Annotated in this window: 22 protein-coding genes and 1 riboswitch; of the genes, 15 read left to right on the top strand and 7 right to left on the bottom strand. The window is 75.1% G+C overall.

Translation table 11 applies throughout. The annotated features are described in order from the left end of the window. The first annotated feature begins 97 nt into the window (after positions 1 to 97). The 4 genes from IRY44_RS22540 to fabF all read left to right on the top strand — a co-directional run bounded on the left by IRY44_RS22540 (position 98) and on the right by fabF (position 3763). Positions 98 to 1267, top strand: a complete 1170-nt coding sequence (locus IRY44_RS22540; RefSeq protein WP_194802231.1) for an acyltransferase domain-containing protein — start codon at positions 98 to 100, stop codon at positions 1265 to 1267. Continuing rightward, on the top strand, positions 1268 to 2212 hold the full coding sequence (locus IRY44_RS22545; RefSeq protein WP_194802232.1) for a beta-ketoacyl-ACP synthase III: 945 nt from the start codon (positions 1268 to 1270) through the stop codon (positions 2210 to 2212). Positions 2213 to 2294: 82 nt separating this feature from the next. Then, the gene (locus tag IRY44_RS22550; protein WP_007072348.1) at positions 2295 to 2534 is read left to right on the top strand and encodes an acyl carrier protein; all 240 of its coding nucleotides are present in this window, start codon (positions 2295 to 2297) and stop codon (positions 2532 to 2534) included. Positions 2535 to 2536: 2 nt separating this feature from the next. Continuing rightward, the gene (gene fabF, locus IRY44_RS22555) at positions 2537 to 3763 is read left to right on the top strand and encodes a beta-ketoacyl-ACP synthase II (RefSeq protein ID WP_135241466.1); all 1227 of its coding nucleotides are present in this window, start codon (positions 2537 to 2539) and stop codon (positions 3761 to 3763) included. A 51-nt stretch (positions 3764 to 3814) separates the two neighbouring features. Here the strand turns inward: fabF and IRY44_RS22560 are convergent, their stop codons facing one another. The 3 genes from IRY44_RS22560 to IRY44_RS22570 are packed head-to-tail and all read right to left on the bottom strand — an operon-like array spanning position 3815 to position 6340. After that, positions 3815 to 4036, bottom strand: a complete 222-nt coding sequence (locus IRY44_RS22560) for a hypothetical protein (RefSeq protein ID WP_194802233.1) — start codon at positions 4034 to 4036, stop codon at positions 3815 to 3817. A 54-nt stretch (positions 4037 to 4090) separates the two neighbouring features. Next, on the bottom strand, positions 4091 to 5815 hold the full coding sequence (locus IRY44_RS22565) for a glycoside hydrolase family 3 protein (RefSeq protein WP_194802234.1): 1725 nt from the start codon (positions 5813 to 5815) through the stop codon (positions 4091 to 4093). Between the two features lie 33 nt (positions 5816 to 5848). After that, the gene (locus tag IRY44_RS22570; protein WP_194802235.1) at positions 5849 to 6340 is read right to left on the bottom strand and encodes a DUF3145 domain-containing protein; all 492 of its coding nucleotides are present in this window, start codon (positions 6338 to 6340) and stop codon (positions 5849 to 5851) included. Between the two features lie 328 nt (positions 6341 to 6668). Between IRY44_RS22570 and IRY44_RS22575 the strand changes: the two genes are divergently transcribed. Further along, entirely contained in the window at positions 6669 to 6998 is a 330-nt protein-coding gene (locus IRY44_RS22575) for a hypothetical protein (RefSeq protein ID WP_013287842.1), read from the top strand. Positions 6999 to 7035: 37 nt separating this feature from the next. Here the strand turns inward: IRY44_RS22575 and IRY44_RS22580 are convergent, their stop codons facing one another. Beyond that, the gene (locus IRY44_RS22580; RefSeq protein ID WP_194802236.1) at positions 7036 to 7659 is read right to left on the bottom strand and encodes a carbonic anhydrase; all 624 of its coding nucleotides are present in this window, start codon (positions 7657 to 7659) and stop codon (positions 7036 to 7038) included. 147 nt (positions 7660 to 7806) lie between these two features. On the opposite strand from IRY44_RS22580, the gene IRY44_RS22585 reads away from it, so the two are divergent. The 4 genes from IRY44_RS22585 to IRY44_RS22600 all read left to right on the top strand — a co-directional run bounded on the left by IRY44_RS22585 (position 7807) and on the right by IRY44_RS22600 (position 13328). After that, on the top strand, positions 7807 to 8721 hold the full coding sequence (locus IRY44_RS22585) for an alpha/beta fold hydrolase (protein WP_194802237.1): 915 nt from the start codon (positions 7807 to 7809) through the stop codon (positions 8719 to 8721). A gap of 124 nt (positions 8722 to 8845) precedes the next feature. Next, complete coding sequence (locus IRY44_RS22590; protein WP_194802238.1) at positions 8846 to 10963, top strand: AAA family ATPase; 2118 nt, start codon at positions 8846 to 8848, stop codon at positions 10961 to 10963. 91 nt (positions 10964 to 11054) lie between these two features. After that, positions 11055 to 11969, top strand: a complete 915-nt coding sequence (locus IRY44_RS22595; RefSeq protein WP_194802239.1) for a cation diffusion facilitator family transporter — start codon at positions 11055 to 11057, stop codon at positions 11967 to 11969. A 144-nt stretch (positions 11970 to 12113) separates the two neighbouring features. Beyond that, a riboswitch (cyclic di-AMP (ydaO/yuaA leader) is annotated at positions 12114 to 12244 on the top strand. A gap of 4 nt (positions 12245 to 12248) precedes the next feature. Beyond that, positions 12249 to 13328 carry a hypothetical protein gene (locus tag IRY44_RS22600; RefSeq protein ID WP_194802240.1) on the top strand — a complete coding sequence of 360 codons (1080 nt, stop codon included), beginning with the start codon at positions 12249 to 12251 and terminating at the stop codon, positions 13326 to 13328. 25 nt (positions 13329 to 13353) lie between these two features. Here IRY44_RS22600 and IRY44_RS22605 read toward each other — a convergent pair whose 3' ends face one another. Together IRY44_RS22605 and IRY44_RS22610 are read right to left on the bottom strand one after the other, a co-directional pair. Next, positions 13354 to 13806, bottom strand: coding sequence for an SRPBCC family protein (locus IRY44_RS22605; protein WP_194802241.1), 453 nt, complete (start codon positions 13804 to 13806; stop codon positions 13354 to 13356). A 101-nt stretch (positions 13807 to 13907) separates the two neighbouring features. After that, positions 13908 to 14267 (bottom strand): STAS domain-containing protein, encoded by a 360-nt coding sequence (locus IRY44_RS22610; RefSeq protein ID WP_013475611.1) that lies wholly within the window; start codon positions 14265 to 14267, stop codon positions 13908 to 13910. Positions 14268 to 14686: 419 nt separating this feature from the next. Here IRY44_RS22610 and IRY44_RS22615 point away from each other — a divergent pair, with 419 nt between their 5' ends. The 4 genes from IRY44_RS22615 to IRY44_RS22630 all read left to right on the top strand — a co-directional run bounded on the left by IRY44_RS22615 (position 14687) and on the right by IRY44_RS22630 (position 17033). Then, the gene (locus IRY44_RS22615; RefSeq protein ID WP_194802242.1) at positions 14687 to 15091 is read left to right on the top strand and encodes a hypothetical protein; all 405 of its coding nucleotides are present in this window, start codon (positions 14687 to 14689) and stop codon (positions 15089 to 15091) included. A 159-nt stretch (positions 15092 to 15250) separates the two neighbouring features. Then, positions 15251 to 15925, top strand: coding sequence for a BON domain-containing protein (locus tag IRY44_RS22620; RefSeq protein WP_135241477.1), 675 nt, complete (start codon positions 15251 to 15253; stop codon positions 15923 to 15925). A gap of 59 nt (positions 15926 to 15984) precedes the next feature. Continuing rightward, on the top strand, positions 15985 to 16482 hold the full coding sequence (locus tag IRY44_RS22625) for a redoxin domain-containing protein (RefSeq protein ID WP_194802243.1): 498 nt from the start codon (positions 15985 to 15987) through the stop codon (positions 16480 to 16482). Next, entirely contained in the window at positions 16479 to 17033 is a 555-nt protein-coding gene (locus IRY44_RS22630; protein ID WP_194802244.1) for a DsbA family protein, read from the top strand. Before IRY44_RS22625 ends, IRY44_RS22630 begins: the two co-directional genes overlap by 4 nt. 3 nt (positions 17034 to 17036) lie before the next feature. On the opposite strand, the gene IRY44_RS22635 is transcribed toward IRY44_RS22630, so the two are convergent. Beyond that, a complete protein-coding gene (locus IRY44_RS22635; RefSeq protein WP_194802245.1) occupies positions 17037 to 19799 on the bottom strand; it encodes a LuxR C-terminal-related transcriptional regulator in 2763 nt (920 codons plus the stop codon). Between the two features lie 152 nt (positions 19800 to 19951). Between IRY44_RS22635 and IRY44_RS22640 the strand changes: the two genes are divergently transcribed. Together IRY44_RS22640 and IRY44_RS22645 are read left to right on the top strand one after the other, a co-directional pair. Continuing rightward, positions 19952 to 20395, top strand: a complete 444-nt coding sequence (locus tag IRY44_RS22640) for a hypothetical protein (RefSeq protein WP_194802246.1) — start codon at positions 19952 to 19954, stop codon at positions 20393 to 20395. Next, on the top strand, positions 20392 to 21528 hold the full coding sequence (locus IRY44_RS22645; RefSeq protein ID WP_194802247.1) for an alcohol dehydrogenase catalytic domain-containing protein: 1137 nt from the start codon (positions 20392 to 20394) through the stop codon (positions 21526 to 21528). Before IRY44_RS22640 ends, IRY44_RS22645 begins: the two co-directional genes overlap by 4 nt. Position 21529: the final 1 nt, after the last annotated feature.

The raw sequence follows: 21529 nt of genomic DNA on the forward strand, positions 1-21529 counted from the left end.
TCGCCAGCGATCTTTGTAGGTTTCCTCTAAAGGTTCTAGTGCGGTTTGGTGCCGTACGTTACAGCGCGGCACGCCCGGATCCGTCAGAGTCGTACACGTGCTCGCCGTACTCTCTCCCGGACAGGGTTCGCAGAAGCCCGGCTTCCTCACGCCGTGGCTCGACCTCCCCGGCACCGAGGCACGTCTGCGCTGGTGGTCGGCGCTCGCCGGGGTGGATCTGATCCACCTGGGCACCCGGGCGGACGCGGACGAGATCAAGGACACCGCCCGCACCCAGCCGCTGCTGGTCGCCGCCGCGCTGCTCGCCGCCGAGCACCTGCCGATGCACGACGTCGGCCTGGTCGCCGGGCACAGCGTCGGTGAGCTGGGCGCCGCCGCGCTGGCCGGAGTGCTCCCGGCCGAGGCCGCCGTGACGCTCGCCGGCGTACGCGGGCGGGAGATGGCCGCCGCCTGCGCGCTGGAGCCGACCGGGATGGCCGCCGTGCTCGGCGGCGACCCGGACGAGGTGCTCGCCGCGCTCCAGTCGCACGGGCTGCACCCGGCCAACCGCAACGGCGCCGGTCAGATCGTCGCCGCCGGCGCGGTCGACGCGCTGGACAAGCTGGCCGCCGAGCCGCCGGCCCGCACCCGGGTCATCCGGCTCCAGGTGGCGGGCGCGTTCCACACGCCGTACATGGCGCCGGCCGAGACCGCGCTCGCCGCGATCGCCGCCGGTGTCCCGGCCTCCGCCCCGGCCCGGATCCTGCTGTCCAACCTCGACGGCGCACCGGTCGGGCACGGCCCCGAGACGGTACGCCGGCTGGTCCGGCAGGTGACCGCCCCGGTCCGCTGGGATCTGTGCATGCGTACGCTGGCCGACCTCGGCGTCACCGGCGTGATCGAATTGCCGCCCGCCGGCACGCTCGCCGGGCTGGTCAAGCGGGAACTCAAGGGCGAGGGCGCACCCGAGATCGTCGCCCTGAACACCCCGGCCGACCTGCCCGCCGCGCGCCGCCTGATCGCCCGGCACGCCGGCCCCGCCGCCCGCCCGACCGCGCCGTCGTTCCGGGTGGTCGTCTCCCCCGCCGCCGGACGCCTCGACCGGTCGGCCGGACCGGCCGAGGGCGCCGAGGTACGCGCCGGTGCGGTCCTCGGCCACGTCACCACCGGCCGGGGCCCGGTCGAGGTGACCGCACACGACAACGGGCCGCTCGTCGAGTGGCTCGCACACCACGACGACCCGGTCGCACCGGGCCAGCCCCTCGTCCGTATCGGAGGAACGCACTAAATGGCCGGCAGCCGGATCGTCGCGATGGGGCACTACCAGCCCTCCCGCGTCGTCACGAACGACGAGATCGCCCAGATGGTCGACACCAACGACGAGTGGATCCGGGACCGGGTCGGCATCGTCACCCGGCGGATCGCCGGCGACGAGACGGTGGCCGACATGGCCGCCGCCGCCGCCGGCAAGGCGCTCGCCAACTCCGGCCTCACCGCCGCCGACATCGATCTGGTCGTAGTGGCCACCTGCTCGTCGGTGGACCGCAGCCCCAACGTGGCCTGCCGGGTCGCGGCCAAGCTGGGCATCAATGCGCCCGGGGCGTTCGACCTCAACACCGCCTGCTCCGGTTTCGCGTACGCGCTGGGCACTGTCGACCACGCGATCCGGGCCGGCGCGGCGCGCAACGCGATCGTCATCGGCGCGGAGAAGCTCTCCGACTTCACCGACTGGACCGACCGCTCGACCTGCATCATCTTCGCCGACGGCGCCGGGGCGGCCGTGGTCAGCGCGACCGCCGACGACGAGCCGGCCGGGATCGGGCCGGTGGTCTGGGGTTCCGCGCCGGAGAAGAGCGACGCGGTCCGGATCGAGGGCTGGCAGCCGTACATCACCCAGGAGGGCCAGTCGGTGTTCCGCTGGGCCACCACCGCGATCGCCCCGCTCGCGCTGCAGGCGTGCGAACGCGCCGGGGTGGACCCGTCGGAGCTGGCCGCGTTCGTGCCGCACCAGGCCAACGCCCGGATCATCGACGGCATCGCCAAGCGGCTGAACATCCCGGACGCGATCATCGCCAAGGACATCGTCGAGTCCGGCAACACGTCGGCGGCGAGCATCCCGCTGGCGCTGTCGAAGCTTGTCGAGCGGCGCGAGGTGCCCTCGGGCGCCCCGGTGCTGCTGTTCGGCTTCGGCGGCGGCCTGACCTACGCCGGTCAGGTCGTGCGCTGCCCCTGAGACCCCCTCGGGCGCGAACGCGCCGAGGTGCGTGACCGGCGACGCCGGTCACCGGAACCCCCGATGAGAGGAACCAACCGCAATGACCCGTGACGAGATCACCGCCGGCCTCGCCGAGATCCTCGAAGAGGTTGCCGGGGTGAACCCGGACGACGTGGCCGAGGGGAAGTCCTTCACCGACGACCTCGACGTCGACTCGCTCTCCATGGTCGAGGTCGTGGTGGCGGCCGAGGAGAAGTTCGGCGTCAAGATCCCGGACAACGAGGTGCAGAACCTCAAGACCGTCGGGGACGCGGTCAGCTACATCGAGGCGCAGTCCTGATCATGAGTCGTCCCGACGTCGTCGTCACCGGGCTCGGCGCGACGACCCCGCTCGGCGGGGACGTCGCGTCGACCTGGGACGCCATGCTCGCCGGCCGCTCCGGGGTGAGTGCGCTCACCCAGGAGTGGGCCGCGCAACTGCCCGTCCGGATCGCCGCCGAACTGGCGGTCGACCCGTCCGAGGTGCTGGACCGGGTGAAGCTGCGCCGGCTGGACCGCTCGGAGGCGATCGCCATCATCGCCGCCAAGCAGGCGTGGGCCGACGCCGGTCTGGACGAGGCCGCGCCGGACCCGGAGCGCCTGGCGGTCAGCGTGGGCTCGGGCATCGGCGGCGCCACCACCCTGCTCGCCCAGGACGACATCCTGGAGGCGTCCGGACCGCGGCGGGTCTCCCCGCACACCATCCCGATGCTGATGCCGAACGGCCCGGCCGCCTGGGTCGGTCTGGAGCTGGGCGCCAAGGCCGGCGTCCACACCGTGGCCAGCGCCTGCGCGACCGGCGCGGAGGCGATCGCGCTGGGCCTTGACATCATCCGCGCCGGCCGGGCCGACGTGGTGGTGGCCGGCGGCACCGAGGCGGTCATCCACCCGCTGCCGATCGCCGGCTTCAGCTCGATGCGGGCCATGTCGACCCGCAACGACGAGCCGGAACGGGCCTCCCGGCCGTGGGACTCCGGTCGCGACGGCTTCGTCCTCGGCGAGGGCGCGGGCGTGGTGATCCTGGAGCGCGCCGACCACGCCGCCGCCCGGGGCGCCCGGGTGTACGCGCGCCTGGCCGGCGCGGGGATCACCTCGGACGCGTACGACATCGTGCAGCCGCACGCCGAGGGTGAGGGCGCCATCCGCGCCATCGCCCGGGCGGTCGCCGACGCGGACGTGGCCCGTACCGACATCGTGCACGTCAACGCGCACGCCACCTCCACCCCGGTCGGGGACATGCTGGAGATCGGCGCGCTGCGTCAGGCGGTCGGCGACCACCCGGTGCTCACCGCCACGAAGTCGATGACCGGGCACCTGCTCGGCGCGGCCGGCGCGCTGGAGTCGATCGCCACCATCCTGGCCATCCGGGACGGCGTGATCCCGCCGACGATCAACCTGGACGACCCGGACGAGGGCCTGACGCTGGACGTCGCCGCGCACAAGGCGCGTCACATGGAGATCCCGGCGGCGCTGAACAACGCGTTCGGCTTCGGCGGGCACAACGTGGCGCTGGTCTTCACCCGCCCCTGAGCGGACGCGAAGGGCCCCTTCTCCGTTCGAGGAGGGGCCCTTCCGCACGTCTCAGCCGCGGTTGCGGGGGTGCTGCCGGGCGGTCCGCTCGTTGCCGTGCCGGTAGTTGCCGGTCCACCGGGCCATGGTCAGCTGCGGATCGTCGTCCACCTCGGCCAGGAACTGCGCGGCCCGGCCGCCGCGCAACGTGCCGGCGACCCGGCCGTGATGCGTGATCACCACCGTGCCGTCGCCGCGCTCGACGTACCGGAAGCCCTGTGCCGCCTGTCCCATGTGCGCCACCCTGCCAGCCGGCCACCCCGGGCCGCACCCGAGTTACGACGGCGGTCAGGTCCGGCAGGTGGTGGCGGGCAGGCCGGAGACCGGCACCGGGGAGCGGCCGGCCGGGCGGGCCTTGCCGGCGAGCACCGCGGCCAGCCCGGTCATCGAGGCGCGGGTGGACGAGTAGGTCGCCATCAGCGTCGGGGACTTCGCACCGGACAGGACGTACGGCGTGTCCATCGCCACCGTCACGGCGGCGCCGGCGCTCAGGTCCTTCGCCCCGTCGCCGTACCCGACCAGGTGCACCACTGTGCCGCCGGAGGGCACGACCTTGACCCCGGCCGCGGTGAGCGCCTCGGTCAGCAGCTTGCGGGTGCGCTCCCGGCCGCCGGAGGAGGTCACGCTCACCGGGCCGGTCACCGCGCCGCCGCACTTGCCGCGCAGCACCGTCACGGCGGCGGTCGCCAGGTCGTCGGCGGCCTTGCGGTGCGCAGCGCCGTCGAGCGTGGACAGCGCGGGGGTGTCCCGTCCGGCCAGCCGGAACTTCATGGTCAGCACGCGGGTGACCGCCTCGACCAGGCGGGCGCGGGGCAGTGAGCCGTCCTTGAGTGCGGCGCGCAGCCCGTCGTACGCCTGGGTGACGTTCGGGGTCATCAGGATGAGGTCGTTGCCGGCGTTGAGCGCGCGCACGGCGGCCTCGCCCGGCGACCACTTCTTCGCCGGGGCCATGTTCATCCCGTCGGTGATCACCACGCCCTGGAAGCCGAGCTGGCCGCGCAGCACGTCGGTGAGCAGCTTGCGGGAGAACGTGGCGGGGGTGCCCGGGTCGACGGCCTTGACGTCCAGGTGGGCCGACATCACCGCCATCGCTCCGGCGCCGATGCCGGACCGGAACGGCGGGAACGCGAGACGGTCCAGCTCGGCGCGGGACTGCTTGATCACCGGCAGTTCGGTGTGCGAGTCCTCGGCGCTGAGGCCGTGCCCGGGGAAGTGCTTGACCGCGGCGCCGACGCCCTCGGCCTGCAGGCCGCGTACCGCGCCGGCCACCTGCGGGGACGCGCTCGCCGGGTCGGCGCCGAAGGACCGGGAGCCGATCACCGTGCTGCGGGTGGCGAGCACGTCGGCGACCGGGGCGAAGTCGAGGTTGATGCCCATCGCGGCCAGCTCGGCCCCGGCGGCCCGCCAGGCGGCCTCGGTGAGTGCCGGGTTCCCGGCGGCGCCGGCGGCGAGCGGGCTGGGCAGCAGGGTCACCCCGTCGGTGATCCGGGTGACCACGCCGTACTCCTGGTCGGTGCCGATCAGGAACGGCGCGCCGCCGGCGGGCAGCTTGCCGGCGGCGGCGCGCAGCCCGTCGGTGAGCGCACGGACCTGCTTCGGGTTGTCCACGTTCGTGGTGGCCTGGTTGCCCGAGGTGGGGTCGTCGGCGCTGAAGCCGACCAGGATCACGCCGCCGAGCCGGTACTTCGCCACCATCTCGGCGGGGGTGTCGACCCCGGCGAGCGCCCGGTTCCCGGCCGCCGAACCGGCCGAGACCTCGGTGGCCGAGCTGCCGTACGCGTAGGGCATCAGCACCTGCCCGACCAGGTCTTCGTCGCTCAGCGTGCCGACGAGCGCGACGGCGCGGGCGGCCGGATCGGCGGCCGGCGAGTCACTCGGCGCGGGCGCTGCGGACGACGGCGCCGGGCTCGTCGGGGCGGGCCGGGGACGGTCCGGCCCGTCCGAGCACCCGGAGACGAGCAGCGCGGTCAGTGCGGCGAGCGCGACGGCGGAGCGCCGCGGGGAAATCGACACGCGGCCCACCGTATCGGGGCAACTCGGCCGCCGTCACCCGACCCGGGTGAGCAGCGTCACCGGCGCGCCGTCGCCGGCGTACCGGTAGGGCTCCAGCTCGGCGTCCCAGGCGGTGCCGAGCGCCTTGTCCAGGGCGTGGGCCAGCGCCTCCGGGCCACGTGCGGCGGTCATCAGGCTGCGGAGGCGGTCCTCGCCGAGCTGGATGTCGCCGGCCGCGCCGACAGCGGCCCGGAACAGGCCCCGGCCCGGTACGTACATGAAGCGCTCGCCGTCGACGCCGGGACTGGGTTCCTCGGTGACCTCGAAACGGATCATGGGCCACTGCCGGAGGGCAGCGGCCAGCTCCGCGCCGGTCCCCGGGCTGCCGGTCCAGCCGCACTCGGCGCGGCGGGCGCCCGGATCGACGGGCTGCGCCGTCCAGTGCAGGTTGACCGGCGCGGCGAGGACGCGCGCGATCGCCCACTCGACGTGCGAGCACACGGCGAGCGGGGTCGAGTGGACGTATACGACGCCACGCGTTGGCACGGTGACCTCCCGGTGAGCCGAGGTGCGTCTTCCCCTACGACCTCGTCCTACCGAGTGGTACCTGGCACACATGATGACCCGTGTGACTGGTGGTGCGCCAGCGAATCGGAAAATTCGCCGGGCCCCGGAGCGGGAAATACCCGGGTGGCGGACCCGGTTATGCCCTCTGACGCCGCGACGACCAGCCAGGTGTCGTGGTCGTGTACAGTTCTCTGGGCGGTTCTCTGTGCCGCCGTACATCTTCGCGGGCCGGCGCCCACCCGGGCGTCACTCGCACAGCCCCCGGACGGCCTTCCGTCCCCACCGTACGTCTGCAAGGAGTACCTCCGTGGCGAGCAACACCTCTAAGACCGCGCGCGCGTCCGTCCGGGCCGGCCAGGCTGGCCAGGGTGGCGCCCTCAGCGTGCTGGGCGAGTTCAAGTACCTGATCCCGCTCAACGGCGGCAAGCACGCCTACGTGCGCAACCTGACCAACGGCAAGACCGCGCACCTGCGCACCGACTCCGACGCCTTCGTCGAGGAGATCCGGGTGCTGGCCGCCGCCGGCCACGCCGCCAAGATCCGCGCCGAGATCAACGGCCTGGCCGCGTCCTACCCGGACCACGGCTGGGACGCCACCGAGAAGCGCCTGGTCGAGGCCGGCGTCTTCGAGGGCTGAGCGCCCTCACCCGCACCACCGCGACCGCCCGCCGGGATCATCCCGGCGGGCGGTTTCGCGTCTCCTCCTGCGGCAACAGCGTGACCTCGCCGGTGGCCAGGTCGTAGAGCGCGCCCTCCACCGCCAACTCGCCGGCCTCCACCGGCCCGGCCAGCCGGTCGTCGGCGCGCAACGCGGCCACCGTGCGCCGGACGTGGCGGCGGATCGCCAGCGGATGCGCGTCCGGGTCGTCCAACCCGACGTCGGTCACCGCCGGGGCGATCCGGTCCACCACGTACGCCAGGTCGCCGCCGGGCCGCCGCCCGGTGCGCAGCGCCTCGACGGTCGAGCCGACCGCGCCGCAGCGCTCGTGGCCCAGCACCATCACCAGGCGTACGCCGAGCTGCTCCACCACGTACTCGATCGAGCCCCGGACGGCCCGGTCCAGCACGTGCCCGCCGGTACGGATCACGCAGATCGAACCGAACGTCTGGTCGAAGATCGCCTCCAACGGCACCCGCGAGTCGATACAGCCCAGCACCACCGCGTACGGCTGCTGGTCGCCGGAGGCCACCGCGGCGGCGGCGGTGACGTCGTGCCCGTGCACCGGCCGGCCGCTGACGAAGCGGCGGTTGCCGGCGAGCAGCTCGGCCAGCGCGGCGCGCGGACTGGTGTACGGCATGCCTCCCAGCCTGGTCACCGATCCGACGCCGTGGGGCCGGACCGGAATCTTCTCTCCGGGCCGGTTGCCGTGGTCTCATGGCGGGTAACGCCGGTGTCACCGCCGGGTCATCCGGTGGACACACATCGGCGGGCCGGGAGGTGGACGATGCCGGACCTGGAACTGCGGCTCCCCGACGACGTACGCCTGCACGTCAGCGTCACCGGGCCGGTCGACGCCGAGGTCACCGCCGTCCTGCTGCACGGCTGGACGCTCGACGGGCGCAGCTGGCACCGTCAGGTCGCCGAGCTGCGGGAACGCTTCGGCGGCCGGGTCCGCCTGGTCACCTACGACGCGCGCGGCCACGGCCGGTCGAGCTGCCTGGCGCTGCGCGACGCCACCCTCGCCCAGCTCGGTGACGACCTGGCGGCGGTGGTCGACGAGATCGTCCCGTCCGGTCCGGTCGTCCTGGTCGGGCACTCGATGGGCGGGATGACGGTGATGGAGTACGCCCACCGCCACCCCGACCGGTTCGCCGCGCGTACCGCCGGTCTGGTGTTCGTCTCCACCACCGCCGAGGGACACACGCACACCGCGTACGGTCTGTCCCCCCGGATCACCCGGCTGATCCGCCTGGCCGAGACGACAGGCGCCGGGGTGCTGGCCCGCTGCGGCGGCTGGCGGCCCCCGCACGCGCTGCTGCGCGCGCTGCGCCCGAGCATTCGCTGGATGCTGTTCGGCGACCGCTGCGACCCGGCGGACATCCGGTTGGTCACCTCCGCGGTGGCCCGGGCCACGCTGCGCTCGATCGGCGGTTTCCGCGCCTCGATCGGCGCCCAGCACCGGCTGGATACGCTCGCCGCGCTCGGCGGGCTGCCGGCCGCCGCGCTGGTCGGCGACCGGGACCGGCTCACGCCGCCGCCCTGCGCCGAGTCGATCGCGTCGGCGCTGCCCAGCACGGAGCTGACCGTCTGCCCGGGTGCCGGGCACATGCTGATGATGGAGCGCCCCGACGAGGTGAACGCGGCCCTCACCGGCGTGCTGGACCGGGTGCTGGCCGCCCGTCCCGCGACCCGCCTCTGAGCGTTCCCCACCTCCGGGCGGCACCGACGTACGCCACGTGCGCGGCATGCCCCGGCGTGCCGGTTGCCGGCGGCCCGTACCCTCATTCAGCCCGTCGTGCCCTCCGAACACAGGAGCATCCGCGTTGACCGACCAGACCACGCTGGACCGGGAGATCGCCGCCGAGCAGCGCCACCTCGACCGGGTGTACGCCCGGCTGGCCGAACTGCGCCGGTCGGCGGCCGACGCCGAGCGGGAGGGCTACCGGCTGGCCCGGGTCGGGAACTTCGGCGCGCTTGTCGAGCGGGACGCGATGGTCTTCCACGCCGCCCAGCGCCGACACGTGCTGGACGCCGAGCACGAGGGGCTCGTGTTCGGGCGGCTGGACCTGCGTACCGGGCAGGTGCTGCACGTCGGCCGCCTCGGGGTGCGGGGCGTGGACGCGGAGACGCTGGTGGTGGACTGGCGGGCGCCCGCTGCCGCCGCGTTCTACCAGGCGACACCGGCCGAGCCGCGCGGCGTGGTGCGCCGGCGCACGATCCAGTCCGCCTCCGAGAAGGTCACCCGGATCGAGGACGACCTGCTGGACCCGGAGGCCGCGCCGCCGGACATGGCGGTGGTCGGCGACGGGGCGCTGCTGGCCACGCTGTCCCGGGCCACCGGCCGGGGCATGCGGGACATCGTCGCCACCATCCAGCGCGAGCAGGACGAGGCGATCCGCTCCCCCGGCAACGGCGTCACGATCGTCTCCGGCGGCCCGGGCACCGGCAAGACGGCGGTGGCGCTGCACCGGGCGGCATACCTGCTCTACTCCGACCGGGCCCGGTACGCCGGCGGCGGCATCCTGGTGGTCGGCCCGTCCGGTGTGTTCGTCGAGTACATCGCCTCGGTGCTGCCCTCGCTCGGCGAGGAGACCGCCACGCTGCACTCGCTCGGCTCGCTGTTCCCCGGCCTGTCCGCGTCCCGCACCGACCCGCCGGACGTGGCGGCGGTGAAGGGATCGCTGCGGATGCGCCGGGTGCTGGAACGCGCGGTCCGCGACGCGGTGCCGGACTCCCCGGCCGAGCTGCGCCTGCTGTACCGGGGCGAGTTGCTGCGCCTGGAACGTCCCGCGCTGGACGCGATCCGGGAGCGGACGCTGGGCCGTGGGGCGCGCCGCAACGAGGTACGCCGGGCGGCGTTCGACGCGGTGCTCGCCGCGCTCTACGCGCAGGCCCGCACGCTGCGGGTGGGACGCCTGCCGGAGCAGCCCGCATTCGAGGACGAGATCATCGGGCGGCCCGAGTTCCGCGAGTTCCTCAAGGCGTGGTGGCCCCGGCTGCACCCGCGGCACGTGCTGGACTGGCTGGCCCGCCCGGACCGGCTGCGCCGCTACGCCGGGGGGATCCTCTCCTCGGCGGAGATCCGGCTGCTCGGCGACGCGTACCGGACGCTTGCGACCGAGGGGCTGACGGTGGCCGACATCGCGCTGCTGGACGAGCTGGACGCGTTGCTCGGCAAGCCGGTGCAGCGGGCCCGGCCCAAGCGCGACCCGTACCAGCTCGCCGGTGGCGTGCGCGAGCTGAGCACGTACGCCGACCGGCAGCGCGCCGCCCGCGCGGCGGCGCGGGAGCGTCCGGCCGACTACCGCGACTACGCGCACGTGGTGGTGGACGAGTCGCAGGACGTCTCGCCGATGCAGTGGCGGATGATCGGCCGGCGCGGCCGGCTGGCGTCCTGGACGGTGGTCGGTGACCCGGCGCAGACCGCCTGGACCGGCGACCCGCAGGAGCTGGACCGGGCCCGTGACCAGGCGCTGGGCCGGCGTAAGCGGCACCGCTACGAGCTGACCACCAACTACCGCAACTCGGCGGAGATCTTCGCGGTGGCGGCGGCGGAGATCCGCCGCCTCTACCCGGACCTGCCGCTGCCCGACGCGGTGCGGTCCACGGGCGTGCCGCCGGTCGAGCGCACAGTGCCCGCCGCCGACCTGCCGGCGGCCACCGTCGAGGCGGCCGAGGCGCTGCTCGCGCAGGTGGAGGGCACCGTCGGCGTGATCACGCCGGTGCCGCGCCGGGACGAGGTGGCCGGCTGGCTGGGCGCGCTCGGCGCGGGCCGGCTCCAGGTCGTCACCAGCCTCCAGGCCAAGGGCATGGAGTACGACGGCGTGGTGCTGGTGGCGCCGGGCGAGATCCGGGCCGACCCCGGCTCGGGCGTCCGCACGCTCTACGTGGCGCTGTCCCGGGCGACGCAGCGCCTCACCACGCTCGACCCGGTGGGGTGACCGGCCCCGCCGCCACCCACAGTTCACTTGCATACATAGCGATGTGAACATACATTGGGCCGGGCCGGTACGCGGCAGGGAGGGTGTTGGCGTGGGCGCAGGTCATGACCACAGCGGCGCGGTGGCCAATGCGGCACACCGCCACGCAGGCCGCCTCTGGGCCGCGTTCGCGCTGCTCGCCGCCCTGATGGTGGTCGAGGCGGTGGCCGCCTTCACCACCGGCTCGCTGGCGCTGCTCTCCGACGCCGGGCACATGTTCACCGACGTCCTCGGCATCGGCATGGCCCTCGCGGCGATCACCGCCACCCGCCGGGCCGGCACCGACCCGCAGCGCACGTTCGGGCTCTACCGGCTGGAGGTGCTCGCCGCCCTCGCCAACGCCGTCCTGCTCGGTGCCGTCGCCATCTACGTCCTGGTCGAGGCGGTACGCCGGTTCGGCGAGCCGCCGGAGGTGCTGGCCGGACCGATGCTCGTGGTGGCGGTACTCGGCCTGCTCGCCAACATCGTCGCGTTCGCGCTGCTGCGCGCCGGGTCGAAGGAGAGCATCAACCTGCGCGGGGCGTACCTGGAGGTGCTCGGCGACCTGCTCGGCTCGCTCGGCGTGATCGCCGCCGCGCTGGTCATCGCGGTCACCGACTGGTGGTGGGCCGACCCACTCGTCGCCGTCGGCATCGGCGTGTTCATCCTGCCGCGCACCTGGCGGCTCGGCCGGGCCGCGCTGCGCATCCTGGTGCAGGCCGCGCCGGAGCACCTCCAGGTCACCGCCGTGCACGACCGGCTGGCCGCCGTACCGGGCGTGGCCGAGGTGCACGACCTGCACGTCTGGACCCTCACCTCGGGCATGGAGGTGGCCTCGGCGCACCTGACCACCGACCCGGGCGCGGACCCGGCCGGGGTGCTGGCCGCCGCGCGGGCCGCCCTGCACGAGGACTTCTCCATCGATCACGCCACGTTGCAGGTCGAACCCGGAGCGTCGGCCGGAGTGTGCGGCAAGACCGAGTGGTGATTAGGACACGCTTAAATCACTGGGACTAATGTAGTCTTATGCCGGTTTTGCCCCGCCTAGTGGCGTTGCTCGACGGAGCCGCGCCCGGGCAGCGCCGGTAGTCTCGGTCGCGGCCGCACCCGCGGACGCCACCCGGCCCCGGTGGGGCGGCCGTCGCCTAATCGTCCGCAGGGACGAGCCGGGGAACCACGTACGTGGGGTGCATCCGCGTCAGCGGTAGGGATCTTCCGTCCCGAACCCGTCAGCTAACCCGGTCGGCGTTGACGGAAGGACGTGTGAATGCCCCCAGTGGCACCTGTACGACGGACGGCCGCCCGGTTGGCGGCCCTGCTCGTCGCGACGCTGACCCTCGGCGTCGCGACCGTTCCGGTCTCCCCCGCCTCCGCGGCGCCGGCGACCGGCCTGCTCGCCGCCGCGCCCGGCGGCGACGACGAGGGCGGCACGCCGGAACTGCGCGCCCAGCTCGACGCGGCCAGCAAGGGCTGGCTGGAGGCGAAGGCCGCGCTGAACCGGTCGGTGACCCGCCAGAAACAGCTCAACGACCAGCTCAAGACGGTCGGCGCCGAGCTTGCCGTCCGCGACGCCAAGGTCGGCGAGATCGCCGTCGTGGCGTACCGCAACGGCCGCCTGGGCACCGCCGGGGCGCTGCTCGGCAGCAGCAGCCCGGAGGGCTTCATGGACCGGGCCGCCGCCCTGGAACAGGTCGCCGCGCACGAGGACCGCACGCTGCGCGACCTGATCGCCACCCGCGACGAGGCCACCCGCACCCGCGCCCAGCTCGACGGGGAGATCCTCGAGCAGCGCAAGCAGGTGACGGTGATGGCCAAGCGCAAGGAACAGGCCGAGCGCGCCCTGGAGGTGGCGAACGACCGCGCGTCGCGCAGCAGCAGCGGCGGCGGCGGCAGCGTCCAGGGCACCTCCAGCAAGAACGCGAAGCCGGCGCCGCGCAACTCGGACGGCTCCTGGCCGTCGGAGTCGTGCAGCGTCAACGACCCGACGCCGGCGAACGGCTGCATCACGCCGCGCACGCTGCACGCGCTGCAACAGGCGAAGGCGGCCGGCTTCACCAGGTACGTCTCGTGCCACCGGCCGAGCGGCTCGGGTGAGCATCCGAAGGGGCGGGCCTGCGACTTCGCCGCGCAGAAGAGCGGCTTCGGCGGCGTGGCCACCGGCGGTGACCGGACGTACGGCAACAACCTGGCCGCGTACTTCGTGCGCAACGCCGACCCGCTCGCCGTGCTCTACGTGATCTGGTTCAAGCAGATCTGGCTGCCCAGCAGCGGGTGGAAGTCGTACAGCGGCGGCAACGGCGACCCGTCCAGCGACCACACCAACCACGTGCACCTGTCGGTGTACTGAGCACGCCCCTGCAGGGTCGGCCGGATCAGACCGGCCGGCCCTCCAGGGTCGCGCCGAGGCGAGCCGCCAGGCCAAGGTGAGCCGCCCGGGCCTGGCGGAACGCGTACCCGAACAGCGGCGCCGGCGCGGTGAGCGTGATCTCCACGTCGATGCGTACCGTGCCGTCCGGCTCGTCGCGCAGGCGGGTGTGGTTGCGGACGGTCGTCGCGGGTTGCTGCCGCGCCACGGTGACGACCTCGTCCTCGCCCGCGACGAGCACGTCCGCCTGGTACGTGACCGGGAAGTGCAGCGGGCCGAGTTGCAGCCGGTCGGTGATCGCATAGCTGGCCAGCGCGCCCGGCCGGGCCGGCAGCTTCCGGACCCGGACGATCAGCGGATGCAGCTCACCCTGGCGACTCAGGTCACCCAGCAGGGCCACCGCTTCGGCCCGGGTGCACCGGGCCTGCACGGTGTAGCTGAAGCTGTCGCTGCTCTGCAAGCGGGCCCCCTCGCCGTCGTGCGTCGCGACGATCGTCCCGTACCGACGCCGGACTGGCAACGGGTAGAAGGTCCCCTGGCCGCAGGGGGTGTGAACGGCGCTCAGGCGCCGGGCAGCACCTCGGGGGTGTCGTCGGCGAACCACGGCTCGGGCGCGCCGAACAGGCCGAGCAGGCCGGTCACCCAGAGCTGCCGGTGCACGAACCGGCTCGGCTCGGTGACCACGAGCTTGACGCCGCTGACCTCGCAGGTCTGGAAACCCGCGACCATGGCGCTGATACCGACCGAGTCGATGAACGTGACGAGCCGCATGTTCAGCTCGATCCGCGCGGGACGGCCCTTCGCGAGCACCTCGGCGATCGCTTCCCGCACCTCGTACGCGGTGTCGACGTCGATCTCCCCACGGGGCGCGATCTGGACGACACCACCCGGCCGCACCGACTTCACGATCGACAGGCTCACGCGAGCACCTCCACTCGCCCATGACGGGCGCCTCATCAGTACGCGGGCCGCGACCGAGAGTATTCCTCCAACGGCCCGGTCGCCACCCCCCGGGATGAGCAATTCGCGAACTGGGCACACCTGGGCGTACCCAATCCGGACCTCCGGGTTCCAGTTTCCCCTGTACGGCGGGCCGCGGCCAACCGTGCGACCGGGCGGGCCCGCCGATCCGCCGACCAGGGTAGCTGGCGCACGCACGTCCCGTCGGCACCGGTCCCGGCGCGTTCGGGTGGTTCGTCCCGTTCGCTGCTCACGGCCCGGCACCACCCCGTGGGTTTGCCGCGTGCGCCGGTGGGGCACTGCCCGAGACAGTGAACCCGCCGGATGGACACCGGAGTCCGAAGTGGCCGCCGGCCTTCGGCACCCGAGGAGGTAGAACGATGTTCGGATCCAACCTGCTGGACCGCCGGGGCAAGGCCGAGCGGGTCGCCGACCAGGCGTGGCAGAACCTGCTCTCCGCCGTCGGTTCCGCCGGTGACAGCGTGCGCGACGCCACCCGGACCGCCCGCCGCAGCTCCTCCGGCCTGGCCGACGACGCCACCGACCTGGTCGGTTCCGCCGCCGACGAGGCACGCCGCCGAGCGTCCCTCGCGTTCGACGCGCTCGCCGGCCGCCGGCCCGCCCTGCCCTGGACGCTGCTGATCGCGGCGGCGCTCACCGGCGCGGCGATCGGCTGGGCCGCCGGCACCGCGGCGCGCGCTGCCGGCAGCCGGGACCGCGCCGCCGAGGAGATCGAGTTCGTGGACGTGGACCGGCCGAACTCGCCCGCCGGCCTGGACGGCTGACCCGCCCGTACGACTCGACGACGGCCGCCCCGGGAGGTTCCGGGGCGGCCGTCGTGCTGCCTCACCCGGACCGGGCGAGGGCCGCTCACCCGGGACGCGCGCAGGATCGCGGGTGCGGGACCACGTGCCCGTGCCGCGATCGACGGGAGGGAGAGCCGGATGACCACCGACACGATCACCCGTACCGACCGGGACATCCAGTCCGCCGTGCTCGACGAGCTGACCTGGGAACCGCGGGTCGGCGCGGACGAGATCGGGGTGACCGTCACCGAGGGCGTGGTGACGCTCACCGGCCGGGTCGACAGCTACGCCAAGAAGTGGGCCGCCGAGCGGGCCGCGCACCGGGTCGCCCGGGTCCGCGCGGTCGCCAACGACCTCGCCGTCCGGATCGACACCGCGGCCGGGCGGGAGGACCCGGAGATCGCCGTCGCGGCCGTACGGGCGCTGGAGTGGGACGCGTTCGTGCCGATCGAGGCGTTGCAGGTGACGGTGGCCGACGGCTGGGTCACGCTGCACGGCGAGGTCGAGTGGGAGTACCAGCGGCGGGCCGCCGAACGCTCGGTCGCCCGGCTCACCGGCGTGTGCGGGGTGAGCAACGGCATCGCGGTACGCCCCGCGGTGCGCGCCGACGGCGGTGACCTGGCCGAGCGGATCGTGGACGCGCTGGCCCGCAACCGCGCCACCGAGGCCGAGGAGGTCGACGTGCGGGTGCACGGCGACACGGTGCTGCTGGACGGGCGGGTCCACTCGCCCGGCGAACGCGAGGAGATCGAGCGGGTGGTGTGGAACGCACCAGGCATCCGGGAGGTGCGCAACCACCTCGCCGTGCGCTGACGGGAACCACCCCGCCCGGGTGAGCCCGCCTCACCCGGGCCGCGGGCATCGTGGGCGGCATGAGTGATCCGAACGGGCTGATCACACCGGGCACGGACGCGCCAGGGTTCACGCTGCCGGCGGCGCCGGACGGACGCGAGGTGGGCCCCGGGCAGTTCCGGGGCCGTCCCGTGGTGCTGGCGTTCTACCCCGCGGACTGGTCACCTGTGTGCGGCGAGCAGATGACCCTTTACCAGGCCGCCCTGCCCGAGCTGGAACGGTACGACGCGGTGCTGCTGGGCATCTCGGTGGACAGCGTCGACTCGCACCGGGCGTTCGCCGAGAGCCGGGGCATCCGGTTCCCGCTGCTCGCCGACTTCGAGCCCAAGGGTGAGGTGTCACGCCGGTACGGCGCGTACGCGCCGCACGGGCAGTCGGACCGGGCGCTCGTGGTGGTCGGCCCGGACGGCCGGGTGGTCTGGAGCCACCTGTCCCCGCCCGAGGTCAACCCGGGTGTGGACGGCATCCTCGACGCGCTGGCGCGGCTGGACGCGGATCGGCGGGTGAGTGCCCGATGACCACGCCACTTCAGGTCACCACCGCGCGGCTGCGGATCCCGGTGACCGACCGGGACCATGTCCGCGGGCCGGTGGACGCGCCGGTCACCATCGTCGAGTACGGCGACTTCCAGTGCCGGTTCTGCGGCGCCGCGTACCCGAACCTGGCCGAGGTGCTGCGCCAGCGGGCCGACACGGTCCGGCTGGCGTACCGGCACTTCCCGATCACCAACGTCCACCCGTACGCGGAGAGCGCCGCGGAGACCGCCGAGGCCGCCGCCGCCCGGGGCCGGTTCTGGGAGATGTACGACTGGCTCTACCAGCACCAGGACCAGCTCGACCCGGTGCACCTGTCGCTGGGCGTCGAGCAGATCGGCCTGTCGCCGGAGGAGATCGCCGCGGAGGTCGGCCGGCAGGAGTACGCCGACCGGGTCCGGCAGGACTTCGTCGGCGGCATCCGCAGCGGCGTCAACGGCACGCCGACGTTGTTCGTCAACGACGTCCGGCACGACGGCGGCTACGACCTGGCCGAACTGCTGGCGGTGGTGGACGCCGCCACCGACGACGGCTGACGGTCAGATCAGCCGCAGCTCGCGCGCCCGCCGGACGGCGTCACGCCGGCGGGTCGCGTCGAGCTTGCGGTAGATGTTGCGCACGTGCGTCTTCACCGTGTTCACCGACAGGGACAGCTCGGCGGCGATCTCCACGTTGGACAGGATGCTCTGGAGATAGCGCAGGATGGTCAGCTCCCGCTCGGTGAGCGGCTCGTCGAGCGTCCGGGCCGGACCGTCGGCGGTCGCGGCCACCGGTTGCGCGTCCACGCCGCGCACCAGCTCGCTCACCGTGGCCCAGTACGCGGTGCCGGAATCCAGGCGCGCGGCGAGCAGATCCCGTACCCCCGGGTCGGCGCGGGTGAAGACGCGCCGGAAGCCGTCCGGCTCGGCGAGCGCCAGCACCTCCTCCAGCAGCCGCCCGGCGCGCCGGGAGTCACCGGAGGCGTCGGCGAGCGCCGCGTCGAGCAACCCGGCGCCCAGCCGCACCGGCAGCGGCCAGTCCGCCGCGCCGGGCCCGGTCCAGTCGGGCAGGGCCCGCTCGGCCGCACGGGCGTCACCGGCGCGCAACCGCAGCCGGGCGTCCGCCAGCGCCGGCGCCGGCCCGTCGCCCGCCGCGTCGAGCAGCGACCGGGCGCCGTCGACGTCACCGACGACGGCGCGTACCTGTGCCTCGTCGGCGGCGAGCCACGCGCCCAGCTGCGGGCCGGGCGCGGCGGTCCGCGCCTCGGCGAGCGTGCGCAGCGCGCCGCCCGGATCCCCGCCGTCGGCGAGCAGCCCGGCCCGGCACAGCGCGGTGAGCGCCGCGCCGCCCGGCTCCGCGCCGGCCGGCCCGGCGAGCGCCAGGTGGGCCGTGGCCTCCGCCGGCCGGTCCCGCTGCCAGTCCACGATCGCCAGCGCCAGGTACGCGTAACCGCAGTCGGACCGGGACGACCAGCCCTGACACGGCGGCATCGCCAGCGCCTCCCGGGCCAGTTCCTCGGCGGCCCGCAGCGCGCCCCGGGCCGCCTCCAGCAGCGCCGAGCGGCTGACGCAGAGCAGTTCGGTACGCGGCCGCCCGGCCCGCCGCGCCGCCTCCCGCGCCGTGGCGAACCGGTCCCGGGCGGTGGACAGCTCCCCCTCGGCCAGCGCGGCCAGCCCGTGCGCGGCACCGGCCACCGCGCGCACGTCGTCCCGCTCGGCCGCCCCGGCGCGCGGATCGGCTCCCGCGTCGGCGGGCGGGCCGGACGCAGTGGCGAGCAGGCGGTCGGCGGCCCGGCGTACCTCCTCGTGGTCGCCGCCGAGCCGGGCGAGGCTCAGCTCCACGGCGGCGGCCAGCCGGCCGAACCGGTCGCGGCGCGGCGCGGGCAGGTCGGCGGCGGCGGCCAGCGCACGCCGCAGCTGCACGTCGGCGGCGGCCCGATCCCCGGCGTACGCCCGCTCGGCGGCGGCGGCCAGCGCCAGCTCCGGATCCCGGCGGATCGCCTCGGCGGGCGGCTCGGGTGGGGCGGGTACGGCGGCCGGTTCGTCCGGTGCCAGCTCGGGCCAGCGGGTGACGAGCAGGTCGGTGGCGTCGGCCCACGCACCGGCGAGAAGCGCGTGCCGCAGTGCCTCGGCCGGACGGTCATGGGTGCCGTACCACCCGGCGGCGCGCCGGTGCAGCTCCCGCACCTCGTCGGCGGGCAGCCGGTCCAGCTCGTCGCGCAACACGTCGGCCAGCAGCGGGTGCGGCCGGTACCACTGCGGGCTGCCGCCGTCCCGGTGCAGGAAACCGCCCTCCCGGGCCGCCTCGGCGAGCAGGTGCCCGGCGTCGGGCCGCCCGGTCAGCGCGGCGGCCAGGTCGGCGTGGACCGCGACGGCCACCGCCACCCGGCGCAGGACGTCGCGGGTCGCCGGTTCCAGCGGGGCCAGCACCTCGTCCCGCAGGTACGCGGCGACGTCCGGCTGGTCACCGGCGAACCGTTCCACCGCGCGGGCCGGGTCGGCGGCGTCGCCGAGCGCGAGCGCGGCGAAGCGCAGCCCGGCCGGCCAGCCGGTGGTGCGCTCGGCCAGGCGGGCCACGGCCGGGGCGGGTACGGCCACGCCGTGCGCGACGAGCAGGTCGGCCACCTCGTCGGCGGTGAACGCCAGGTCGTCGGCGCCGATCACGGTCAGCTCACCGGCCAGCCGCCAGCGGTGCAGCGCCAGCGGTGGTTCGCCACGCCCGCCGGCCACCAGCCGCAACCGGCCGTCGGAGTGCCGGAGCAGGAACTCCAGCCCGGTCAGGGCGGCCGGGTCGGTGACCCGGTGCAGGTCGTCCAGGACCAGCAGCACGGGCCGCTCCCGGGCGGCGAGCGCGGCGGCGAGCGTTTCGAGCTGCTCGGGCCGGGGCGGCCCGTCCGGCACCGGCGGCGGCCCGTCGTCCGGGTCGTCGGCGGCGGCGGTGCGCAGGGCCGCCGCGAGGTAGCCCCAGAGCCGCCGGGTGGTCTCCCCCTCGGCCACCGTCACCCAGGCCGGGGCCGGCCCGGCCCGCTCCCCCTGCGCCCACGTCGACAGCAGCGTCGTCTTGCCCCAGCCGGCCGGCGCGCAGACGAGCGTCACCGGGCCGGACGCGCCCTGTTCCAGCCGGTCGAGCAGCCGCGGACGCAGCAGGACCGGCTCCGGCGGCACGGGCGGCGTCAACCGGGACGCCAGCAGCGGCGGGCCACCCGGCAGCGCACCACCGGCGACATCGGGCGAATCGAGGCCGGTGGTGAGCAGATCGGGCGTACCGGTGATGTCGCTTGTGCCGCTCGGTGCGGTGACGACCTGGTCTGCCTCCTCCGGCATGCGTCCCTCCCCCCGTCGGTGCGGGCAGCGGTTACCCGCACCGCGCCGGTTCACCCCTTCCGGGCGAACCCCGCTCACCCGGGCGCCGCGCACCCTGTAGGCACGCGGAGCGGCGGCCGGGTGTCGGCGCCCTCGGGACGGCGGGAGGTCAGGTGGCGCGGAGCAGACGGCTCGCGGCGGGCGCGCTGGCGCTGGCGGGGGCACGGGTGCTGGCTCCGGCGGGCGCGCGGGTGCTGGCCCGCCGCCGGGTACGGCGGTCCGGCGCCGATCCACGGCCGGGCCGGTGGCAGGTGGTGACGATCGCCGGGGCGCCCGAGCAGGTGCTCCCGGCCGGGCGGTGGCCCGAGCCGCTGCGCCGCCTCGAAGGCGCGGTCGAGCTGTGGGCCCGTCCGGCTCCCGGCGGGCGCGGTACGGAGCTGGCGGTCCGCCCGCTGGGCGGGGAGTGCACGCTCCCGGGGTTCGCCGCCCACCTGGTCGGCGACGACCCGGGCCGGTTCCTGCGCCACGTGCTGCGGCAGACCAAGCAGCTGCTGGAGACCGGCGAGGTGCTGCGGGCGGACCGTTCGCCGCTGGACCGGCCGGGGATCGCGACGTGAGGGCGCTGTGCTGGGCCGGTACCGGCCTGGTGGAGGTGCGCCGCGTCCCGGATCCGGAGCTGCGCAACGCCCAGGACATGATCGTCCGGGTCCGGCGCAGCACGACGTGCGGCGCGGACCTGCCGCTTCTCGATGGGCAGGTGCCCGAGGCGTCCGCCGGAGAGGTGCTCGGACGCGAGTTCCTCGGCGACGTGGTCGAGGTCGGGCCGGAGGTACGCCGGCACCGGGTCGCCGACCGGGTGGTGGTGGGCGCGGCGGTCGCCTGCGGTGCGTGCTGGTTCTGCCGGCAGGGGCTGCCGGCGTGCTGCGACAACGGTACGAGCGGCGTGGCGGCCGAGCCGGAGTGGGGGCAGCCGCCCGCCGGGGGTTACGGCCGCCCGGCCCGGCTGGGCGGCTTCCCCGGTGGTCACGCCGAGTACGTGCGGGTGCCGTACGCCGATGTGGGCGCGTTCGCCGTGCCGGAGTCGGTGAGCGACGAGCGGGCGGTGTTCGCCGCCGACGCCGCGCCGGCCGGCTGGTACGGCGCCGAGCTGGGCGAGGTCGCCCCCGGCGACGTGGTGGCGGTGTGGGGTGCGGGCGCGGTCGGTCAGCTCACCGCCGACGCGGCGGTGGCCCGGGGCGCGGACCGGGTGGTGGTGGTCGACGACCGGGACGACCGGCTGCGGATGGTCACCGGGCACGACGGCGTGGAGGCGCTCAACCACAGGTACGTGGACGTGCTCGCCGAGCTGCGCGAACGCAGCGGCGGCCGGGGCCCGGACGTGTGCGTCGACGCCTCCGGGGTGCCGGCCGCGCCGGGCCGGTGGCCGGTGGCCGAGCCGGACGGCGGGGCGGCGCTGCGCGACGCGGTGCACGCCTGCCGTAAGGGCGGCGTGGTGGTGGTGCTCGGCGCCCGGCCCGGTTTCGTGGACCGGGTCCCGCTCGGCGCGTTCGCCGACAAGGGGCTCACCGTCCGCGCCGCCCGGCGCCGGGGCGGTGCCGCGATCCCGGCGCTGCTGGAACGGATGGCCCGCGACGAGCTGGTCACCGAGCACCTGGCCACGCACCGGATGCCGCTGGAGCGCGGCGCCGAGGGGTACGCGTTGTTCCGGGACCGGGCCGACGGCTGCGTCCGGGTGGTCTTCACACCGTGAA

Origin of the sequence: Micromonospora sp. ANENR4, assembly GCF_015354395.1 — a bacterium.
In the GTDB taxonomy this organism is placed as follows: Bacteria; Actinomycetota; Actinomycetes; order Mycobacteriales; family Micromonosporaceae; genus Micromonospora; species Micromonospora aurantiaca.

Bases quoted from the DNA above. Each gene is read 5' to 3' on its own strand.
- IRY44_RS22545 (WP_194802232.1), top strand. From the start codon at position 1,268: ATGGCCGGCAGCCGGATCGTCGCGATGGGGCACTACCAGCCCTCCCGC.
- IRY44_RS22550 (WP_007072348.1), top strand. From the start codon at position 2,295: ATGACCCGTGACGAGATCACCGCCGGCCTCGCCGAGATCCTCGAAGAG.
- fabF (WP_135241466.1), top strand. From the start codon at position 2,537: ATGAGTCGTCCCGACGTCGTCGTCACCGGGCTCGGCGCGACGACCCCG.
- IRY44_RS22560 (WP_194802233.1), bottom strand. From the start codon at position 4,036: ATGGGACAGGCGGCACAGGGCTTCCGGTACGTCGAGCGCGGCGACGGC.
- IRY44_RS22580 (WP_194802236.1), bottom strand. From the start codon at position 7,659: ATGCCGTACACCAGTCCGCGCGCCGCGCTGGCCGAGCTGCTCGCCGGC.
- IRY44_RS22585 (WP_194802237.1), top strand. From the start codon at position 7,807: ATGCCGGACCTGGAACTGCGGCTCCCCGACGACGTACGCCTGCACGTC.
- IRY44_RS22600 (WP_194802240.1), top strand. From the start codon at position 12,249: ATGCCCCCAGTGGCACCTGTACGACGGACGGCCGCCCGGTTGGCGGCC.
- IRY44_RS22615 (WP_194802242.1), top strand. From the start codon at position 14,687: ATGTTCGGATCCAACCTGCTGGACCGCCGGGGCAAGGCCGAGCGGGTC.
- IRY44_RS22620 (WP_135241477.1), top strand. From the start codon at position 15,251: ATGACCACCGACACGATCACCCGTACCGACCGGGACATCCAGTCCGCC.
- IRY44_RS22625 (WP_194802243.1), top strand. From the start codon at position 15,985: ATGAGTGATCCGAACGGGCTGATCACACCGGGCACGGACGCGCCAGGG.
- IRY44_RS22630 (WP_194802244.1), top strand. From the start codon at position 16,479: ATGACCACGCCACTTCAGGTCACCACCGCGCGGCTGCGGATCCCGGTG.
- IRY44_RS22635 (WP_194802245.1), bottom strand. From the start codon at position 19,799: ATGCCGGAGGAGGCAGACCAGGTCGTCACCGCACCGAGCGGCACAAGC.